The organism is Floridaenema aerugineum BLCC-F46, assembly GCF_041929345.1.
Classification (GTDB): domain Bacteria; phylum Cyanobacteriota; class Cyanobacteriia; order Cyanobacteriales; family Aerosakkonemataceae; genus Floridanema; species Floridanema aerugineum.
Genome location: NZ_JBHFNQ010000153.1, coordinates 1 through 7,471, shown reverse-complemented (window position 1 = coordinate 7,471; position 7,471 = coordinate 1). Strand labels below are relative to the sequence as shown.

The following is a 7,471-nucleotide window of genomic DNA, read 5'->3' as shown; positions in this document are numbered from 1 at the left end:
CAGAACCGGAAACCTCACGCGCTGAAGCTTTGCAACGGGTACTGAAGCATCGGGCTAATATTATTAAAGTTAATCCAGCTGATGATAAGTTGTTTGAAGAAGCATTGGGTTGTGCGTTAACTTATATGATGACTGGGGAGGCGTGCGTGCCGCCGACTGGTTCTGATGTGGCTTTGCGGTATTTGCGCTCGCGCATTAGTGTACCCAGAGATATGTCTATCTACGCCGCTAAACGGTTGAGAGAAGCGTTAGAGGCAACTGCGGCTTTGGTAGGCAATGGTCAAGGTACTCCGATTCCAATTAATCATCGGCGGGATCAAGACCCAGCTAATTTTGGCAAGAAATAATGATTAATGTTAGTTTTCAGAGGAAAGTACGATAGTAATCACAACCGGAAATAGTAGCACGTAATGCGCGATCGCTAATCATACTATCAAATTTGATTCTTTCTGGCGTTCGTTCATCTTCTCCAATTCGGAAAACACCGTTTCCTTGCGGTACTAATACTTCTCCATCTCCCCAAATAGGGTAGATTATCCACAACTTATCCTGACGTAAAATAATCCGAAAATTGGAGTACCAGGGATTATGAGAACGGTAATGTCCTGTATAAGCTAACCATTCGGGGGGATAGTTAAAAGTCTTGGTTCCGGTGTAGCGATCGCTCGCATACCACTGCTCTCCATAAAACACTTCTACTACTTGATTATCCGAGCGTTTAAAACTTAAAAGAAAAAGCGCAAAGTCGGGATGATTAACATAAAAACTATCCCCATAACGCCGTTCTAAAATAATATATTTATTCTGGTATTCTAAAATTAAATGTTGATTTTGAGCAAAGAAAGTTAGTTGTTTGTTATCTCCCAAGTAAGTACCTGCATAATCATTAGCATTCTCAATTACTGTCGGATGATTAATTGCAGGTAATGAAGGTAATTCTTGAGCGGAAAGTTCAGATGTAATCAACTGGAGTGCTACTCTAGATATTTCCCCAGGATTCCCTGGTCTATTGCACAAGACAACAACTCCCAATCCATTATCCAAATCAAATGTAATATTGGAAAGATGACCGATCGTTCCCCCATAATGAAGGATGTAATTCTGGTTATTAAATTTCTCGATCGCTAAACCATATCCATAAAAAACTTCTTCAGTCTGATAAAGTTTAATTACTGGTTGAACCATTAAATTAAAACTATCTTCCGAGATAAGTTGCCCTGACGATGTACATCCTTTATTTAATAAAAAGCGCAGGTAAGTTGCCATATCTACAGGTGTAGAAGCAATACTACCATCACCAGCAGCATATTCCAACCAAGGTGCGGGTACAAGCGGGTAATTATGCGAGTAAGGACGGTCATCATAAAAGCGTTGATAACCAACAGCTAATCGGTTTCGTATAGCGTGGGTAATCACAGGTTCGGTATTAATCATACCTAAAGGTTGAAGAATACTTTGCCGCAAAATTTCTGTGTAACTTTGACCGATTAAATGTTCTAAAACCCAGCCAAGAGCTTTATAACCAACATTAGAATAATGAAAATATTCTCCCGGTGGTGAAGTAACTTCTGTTTGTGCTAAAGCGACAACTTCATAATGAGAATTAGGCGTAAAATCTCTACCAGTGATAATACCCGCAGTATGGGAAAGTAAATGATGAATAGTAATCGGTTCGTAGACAGATTTTACTCCAAACCAAGGCAGGTATTGAGTGACGGGTGCGTGTAAATTTAATTGTCCGGCTTCGTAGAGTTGAAGTAAGGCAATGCTAGTGAAAGATTTACTAATTGAGGCAATAGGAAATAAAGTTTCGGGGGTGACAGGAATATCAGCAGCGATGTCGGCTTTACCATAAGTGGAAATATGTAACAATTGTTCTCGATCTGTAATCGCAATAGCTAGACCTGGAGTATGATACTCCTGCATTTTTTGACCGATGAAATGGTCGAGTTGATGGAGTGCTTTGTGAAACTTATTCATTCGTCTGTATTATCACTCCTTCTTTGTAATCTTGATAAATATTCCATTAGCAATAGGGTGGGAATGGATGAGATTACCTCATCGCCGTCTCGGTAGCGAAACATCTTGGGTATACAACCAACTTCTATGGTAGCTGCTATATTTTCATAGCGTGGAGTGTAGTCAATTGTGCAGTAAATTTGATTTTCTTGGCAACCAGCCAGTACAGCTGCAATAATATTTCCGTGACTAACAGGTTGGTCAGTGATGGTCAGCCTGATCTAAATAGCATACCTCAAAATGTATATCATCTTGTTGGCAACAACGTTGAGGTTCAAGAGTTGTCCACTGGAGAAGTAGAGAATGCAAGTCAGGGTTAGACATCTGTAATTGAGTTATATTTTACTCAACAATAATCATTATAGTATAAGTGTACTATAGAAGATTTTTCTCTTCTATTTGAATTTCACTTAACAGCAATAATCCTGATGCGGCGATAATCAGCTATCCAATACCCATCACGGTATAAAGTTGGTTGTAGCTGCATTTGAACTGACTGAATTACTTGCATTTGTTGTTGAGGAGATAATTGGGATAAAATGCCATTAGCAAACATTTGTAACCAGTTGGCGATACCTGCTTGACCACCTTCTAAAGGTGTGGGACGCTCAAATAATAGTGCATATTTAACTTCAAATTGCTGTTTTTCTAAAAGAGTCGCATATTCTGCGATACTGGGAAAGTACCAGGGGTTAAGTGTTTGAGGATTCCCAAATCCCATGTTTTCTATTGTAGTAAAAAGTGCGATTGCGATCGCCCCAATATTCCCCCGTCCACCAAATTCTGCCACAAAACGTCCGCCCGGTTTAAGTGCTTGATAAATACATTGAATCACTGCATCTGCTTCTTTAATCCAATGTAATGCAGCATTAGAAAATACAGCATCCAAAGGTTCATCTACTTGAAAATTCCGAGCATCAGCAATTACCCAATGTAGATTAGGATAGTTTTGTCGAGCTTGTTCAATCATATTTTTATCGGCATCAATACCGCAAACTTTTGCACCTGTAGAAGCAATTTTTGCTGTCAAATGTCCAGTACCACAACCCAGATCTAGAATTCGTTCATCTGGCTGAGGTGAGAGTAATTCTAGGAGTGATTCTCCAGATTGCCAAACGAAAGAATGATTGCTTTCATATAAGGCTGTATTCCACATATTGTTACTCATGCTAATCCTCCTATTTCAATCAAATTAAACTACAACTCGACACAAACGAAGATTATCTAAAATTTGGGCACCCTGCTTTTTATAAAAGTTAATTGCTAGAGTATTACGAGTAGCAACTGTCCATTCAATTCGTCCATAATTACGGATTTTAGCAATTTCTGCTATTTCCTCGATTAATGCAGTTCCTACTCCTTGATGACGCATATCAGGTAACACAAATAAATCATCTATCCACAGAGTTGCTTGGGCTAAAAAACTGGAAAAAGTAGGATAAATTAAGGCAAATCCTACAGCAGTTTGCTTAACTTCAGCTAAGAGAACTTCTGCTAGTGGTGAATCAGTAAATAAAGTTCTTTGTAATTGTTCGATAGAGAGTTGTAAAGGTTGAATAAATCCATCAAATTCGGCTTTTTGAGCAATGAAAGAATGGATTAGGTTGATGTCTTTTAGGGTAGCTATGCGAATCGTAATTTCTAATGATGGCATTTGAGTTTCTGCAATGTTTAATGATGTCTTAGTTACTACTATAGAAAAGCTGAGTTATCATGTCCAATATATATTTAGTAGTTGATTTATATTTAAAAAATATAACTGTCTCTAACTTATGGAACTTCGGCATTTGCACTACTTTGTTATGGTGGCAGCAGAACTAAACTTCAGCCGTGCTGCTCAAAGGTTGCATATTGCTCAACCACCGCTAAGTCAACAGATTCGCCAACTGGAAACTGAGTTGGGTTTTGAGCTATTCCATCGGACTAAGCGGAGTGTGCAACTTACCCAAGCCGGACGGGTATTTTTGGTGCAAGCAGAGAAGATTTTGCAGCTCCTTGAGCAAGCAGTTGAGATGGGACGGCTTGCCAGTCGTGGTGAGGTGGGACAATTGGTGGTTGGTTTTGTCAGTTCTGCGGCGTACAGTATCCTACCGCCTATTTTGCAAGCTTTTCGTCAAGCTGTTCCTAATGTGAGTTTGGAATTGCGGGAACTGACGACTAATCAGCAGTTGCAGTTGTTAGTCAGCGGACAGATTGATATTGGATTGGTTCGTCCGCCTGTGGAACAGCCAGAGATTCATTCTCAAGTGATTTTTCAAGAGCCTTTAATGTTGGCAATGCCAGTGTCTCATCGGTTAGCAAAGCGAGCGAAGGTGTCGATAAAATCACTGGTCAATGAGCCTTTTATTTTGTTTAAACGTTCTTTGGCTCCGGGACTGTATGACCCAATTATTAGTTTATGCCAACAAGCGGGTTTTAGTCCCAATGTAGTGCAGGAGGCGATTCAAATGCAGACAATCGTTAGTTTGGTGGCGGCGCAAATGGGTATTGCAGTTGTTCCGGCTTCTTTGCAAAATTTACAGCGTAGTGGCGTGATTTACAAGCCTTTAAAAGAGAAAACTCCCTTGGTGGCGTTGGCTCTAATTTGGCGACCTGATTGTGTACCTACGGTGGAGCGTTTTTTACAAATAGCTAGAACTGGATACGATCAATCTTTTTCGCTGGCACTCCATACCCCATAAATATCAACAAACTGCGTCACTCGAAAATATTTTTCGTCACTCTCTACCTCTTGAGAGAAAAATGTTTGAGCGATTTCCTCTATCATGGCTTGCGATTGGCGCTGCAACTGCATTTGGGGAAGTTTTTCTCTCGCTAGTGCGGCTTCTACTTCTGTTAACTGCTCTAAGTAGTCAGCCTGTTGTTGTTCATATTGCTCTAAGGCTTGTTTGGCTTTCAAAGCATCTTGTCCTGGTTTAGCAGTGAGGAGTTTGTGTTCCCATTCTTCCCGGTTGCCAGATGGCTCAATGGGTTGAGGTGGGATTTGAGGTATTGGTTCGTTTTCTGTTGCTACTGCCCAAAATAACGGAGTAGAGTGGAAAGTTTCTCTGATGGCTTTTTGATATAACAATGCTGTGCCACCACCGATAATTAGTTCATCGACATCATTGACTAGCAATTTAGCCCAACTAGATATCTGTTGCCAGCGATTTTTTTGGGCGGAAGCGATCGCTTTTACCAAACGAGTCAGTTCAGCTCGTTTACTTTTCCCCTCAGTAAGAGCAAGTGCTTGAATATGGGGATTATTAGGTGAAATGTCATTGTTAGCTTTGTAAATTGCCTGAGTGAGAGCAGCAGCATTTTGTCCCAAACTAGAATCAATTACAGTTTGAATAATTTGGTAAAAGCCTAAATTATTAGTATAGCCGCTAGGTATTCCCCGATCGTAGAGCAAAATGCTAGTGTTTCGATGTCCCAACATTAGGGCAGCGATTTTGTGATTAATCAGCCAATCTTGTTGATTATGCTGTTGCTGATATCGCAACATAATTAAGCCAGAACCTTCAGGTTTGCAAGTAAAATTAACTAAAGTAACTGAGGACTCTTCTCCTCTAAATTCCCAATTAGAGAGCGCTTTTTTCAAATCAACAGAAAAATTATTACCACCATCTTTGATGAACTGATATTCAGGAAAGGGAAGTAATAAAGTTAGTTTGACAGCGAATTTAGTTGGCAGTTGATATTTCTGCTTAATAATGCCCACAATTGCCAGCAGTTTCGGAATAGCAGTATTCTGCTTTGGTTCTTTAAGTTCAATGGAGTTGGTCACATCACTAGCATACTGTTCTGCCAGCTTACCTACTGCATAATAGCATCTACCAAAGCGAACAATGGCATCAGCTTCAGGAGGGATATTTAAGATATCCACAGTCCGATTGGATACTAACCAATCATCTAGTTTGATTACTCGTGAAGACATGATAATTGGCTTGGTTGATTTCTGGGGAATGTCGAGCAAAATTTTCAGCGTGCTTCCACCTAAGTCAACCCAAATTTTAACGGTTAGTTCTTCCATAACTTTAGAAAAAGAGTGGTATTAAAACAAGTCGGCAGCTTTTTTGGGAATGAACGAATTGCCGTTTAAGTTAGAGTCAGAAACCTCATTATCCAAGGTTACTGTATCCTGGGAAAGTTTAGCTACTTCATTTTTTGAGTGGGTGGCTTTTTGAGGGATTTCAATGTACGCGGTGATTACTGTTTCTTGTTCTAGAACTACTCGTCTGATTAAATTTATTTGCTTTTCGAGTTCGCCAATCGCTTCAAAGCCAGCCATTTTTAATGCTTCAGCTTCTACACCTTCTGCTGCTAAACTAAATGGCAACCAATAAGCCATCATCATTTGCACAAAGAGATCTCTGGCTGATTTGGATGAAGGATGATTCTTCATGTAGGAAAGGGCTACCCCTTCTCTGGTTGTAGCAGCAAATCGTAATTTCACATCGTAGATTACCAAGTCAGATTTTTTAGGCATAATTACTTGTACAATTTAGGCGGTCGATAAGGAGATTTCAGCTTAATTTCAGTACATTTTGTCCGGTATAAATGTAGTTACTGTTTGACCAAATATCTAAAATTAGGACTGTTGTATCTCCTGATTTCCTCCATTTATGCCGTGCTAAATGTACTAAAAACCTCTGTCAAAAGCTATGATTGGTCAGTGAGAGAAAGTGTTACCGGAGTAAGGTTTAGCTTATTTCAAAGGTAGCAGCAAGCTAAGTCGATGTTAATACATGACCCACTACTGAAGAGGGATGGTTAAAGTGTCTGTGATGGACAAAATAGACGGTTATAGGATTAACATCGATCTGTGTTATGCCGCTCGATAAACGCACAACGAATATTATTGTTCGTCTTACCCCAAAGGAAAAATCCCTTATAGAGAAAAAAGCAGCGGCTGCTGCGATGACTTTATCTGATTACATTCGTCATTGTGTAGAACGCAGAACTTTTTCCACACCCATTCCAGAAATTAACCGACTCACTTATCACCAACTTGCTAAAGTTGCACTCAGTTTATCTCATGCGATCGTATTAATCGAAGCTGCAAAAATTAGCGAACAAAACTTATCATCTTTTGAGGAGGTAAGGCGAACTACCGTAGATACTCTACAAGTTGTTCGTTCAGTTCAATCGCAACTGTTGGGTTTGAAATCTTCTGAAGAATTATTATGATTGGTAAAGCTACTAAAGGTGCTGACTTCAGGGGATTGTTACGCTATATTTTTAGCCGCGAACGATCGCAACTATTAGGCAGCAACCTGGGACAGCAAAGTATTTTGGGGATGCAGCAGGAATTTGAAGCGATCTGTTCTTTGAACAAAAATGTTGAGCGCAGTCCCTACCTATAACGAAGTTTAGGTAGGGTTAGCGAAACCAACATAAAAATGCGTAGCAACGATTTATTCTGGATTCTCTTGGTTCTGCACATATTCTATAAGTTTATTTAGTGGTG

The 7,471-nt window shown here is 39.8% G+C and carries 8 protein-coding genes and 1 pseudogene; 4 read left to right on the top strand and 5 right to left on the bottom strand.

Annotated elements, in window-relative coordinates; all coding sequences use genetic code 11:
- A pseudogene (locus tag ACE1CC_RS20210) lies at window positions 1–347 on the top strand (glutathione S-transferase); the annotation flags it as partial.
- Between the two features lie 16 nt (window positions 348–363).
- Here ACE1CC_RS20210 and ACE1CC_RS20205 read toward each other — a convergent pair.
- From ACE1CC_RS20205 to ACE1CC_RS20195, 3 genes are all read right to left on the bottom strand, one after another.
- On the bottom strand, window positions 364–1,980 hold the full coding sequence (locus ACE1CC_RS20205; protein ID WP_413272235.1) for a serine hydrolase domain-containing protein: 1,617 nt from the start codon (window positions 1,978–1,980) through the stop codon (window positions 364–366).
- 445 nt (window positions 1,981–2,425) lie between these two features.
- The gene (locus ACE1CC_RS20200; protein ID WP_413272234.1) at window positions 2,426–3,187 is read right to left on the bottom strand and encodes a class I SAM-dependent methyltransferase; all 762 of its coding nucleotides are present in this window, start codon (window positions 3,185–3,187) and stop codon (window positions 2,426–2,428) included.
- Window positions 3,188–3,211: 24 nt separating this feature from the next.
- Window positions 3,212–3,673, bottom strand: a complete 462-nt coding sequence (locus ACE1CC_RS20195; RefSeq protein WP_413272233.1) for a GNAT family N-acetyltransferase — start codon at window positions 3,671–3,673, stop codon at window positions 3,212–3,214.
- Window positions 3,674–3,791: 118 nt separating this feature from the next.
- On the opposite strand from ACE1CC_RS20195, the gene ACE1CC_RS20190 reads away from it, so the two are divergent.
- Window positions 3,792–4,700 (top strand): LysR family transcriptional regulator, encoded by a 909-nt coding sequence (locus ACE1CC_RS20190; protein ID WP_413272232.1) that lies wholly within the window; start codon window positions 3,792–3,794, stop codon window positions 4,698–4,700.
- Here the strand turns inward: ACE1CC_RS20190 and ACE1CC_RS20185 are convergent.
- Both ACE1CC_RS20185 and ACE1CC_RS20180 read right to left on the bottom strand, forming a co-directional pair.
- Complete coding sequence (locus ACE1CC_RS20185) at window positions 4,667–6,034, bottom strand: ParM/StbA family protein (protein WP_413272231.1); 1,368 nt, start codon at window positions 6,032–6,034, stop codon at window positions 4,667–4,669. The two genes, ACE1CC_RS20190 and ACE1CC_RS20185, sit on opposite strands and share 34 nt — an antisense overlap.
- 21 nt (window positions 6,035–6,055) lie before the next feature.
- On the bottom strand, window positions 6,056–6,490 hold the full coding sequence (locus ACE1CC_RS20180) for a hypothetical protein (protein ID WP_413272230.1): 435 nt from the start codon (window positions 6,488–6,490) through the stop codon (window positions 6,056–6,058).
- A 341-nt stretch (window positions 6,491–6,831) separates the two neighbouring features.
- On the opposite strand from ACE1CC_RS20180, the gene ACE1CC_RS20175 reads away from it, so the two are divergent.
- Both ACE1CC_RS20175 and ACE1CC_RS20170 read left to right on the top strand, forming a co-directional pair.
- Window positions 6,832–7,191, top strand: coding sequence for a plasmid mobilization protein (locus ACE1CC_RS20175; protein WP_413272229.1), 360 nt, complete (start codon window positions 6,832–6,834; stop codon window positions 7,189–7,191).
- A complete protein-coding gene (locus ACE1CC_RS20170) occupies window positions 7,188–7,367 on the top strand; it encodes a hypothetical protein (RefSeq protein ID WP_413272228.1) in 180 nt (59 codons plus the stop codon). The genes ACE1CC_RS20175 and ACE1CC_RS20170 overlap by 4 nt, the downstream gene beginning before the upstream one ends.
- Window positions 7,368–7,471 lie beyond the last annotated feature (104 nt).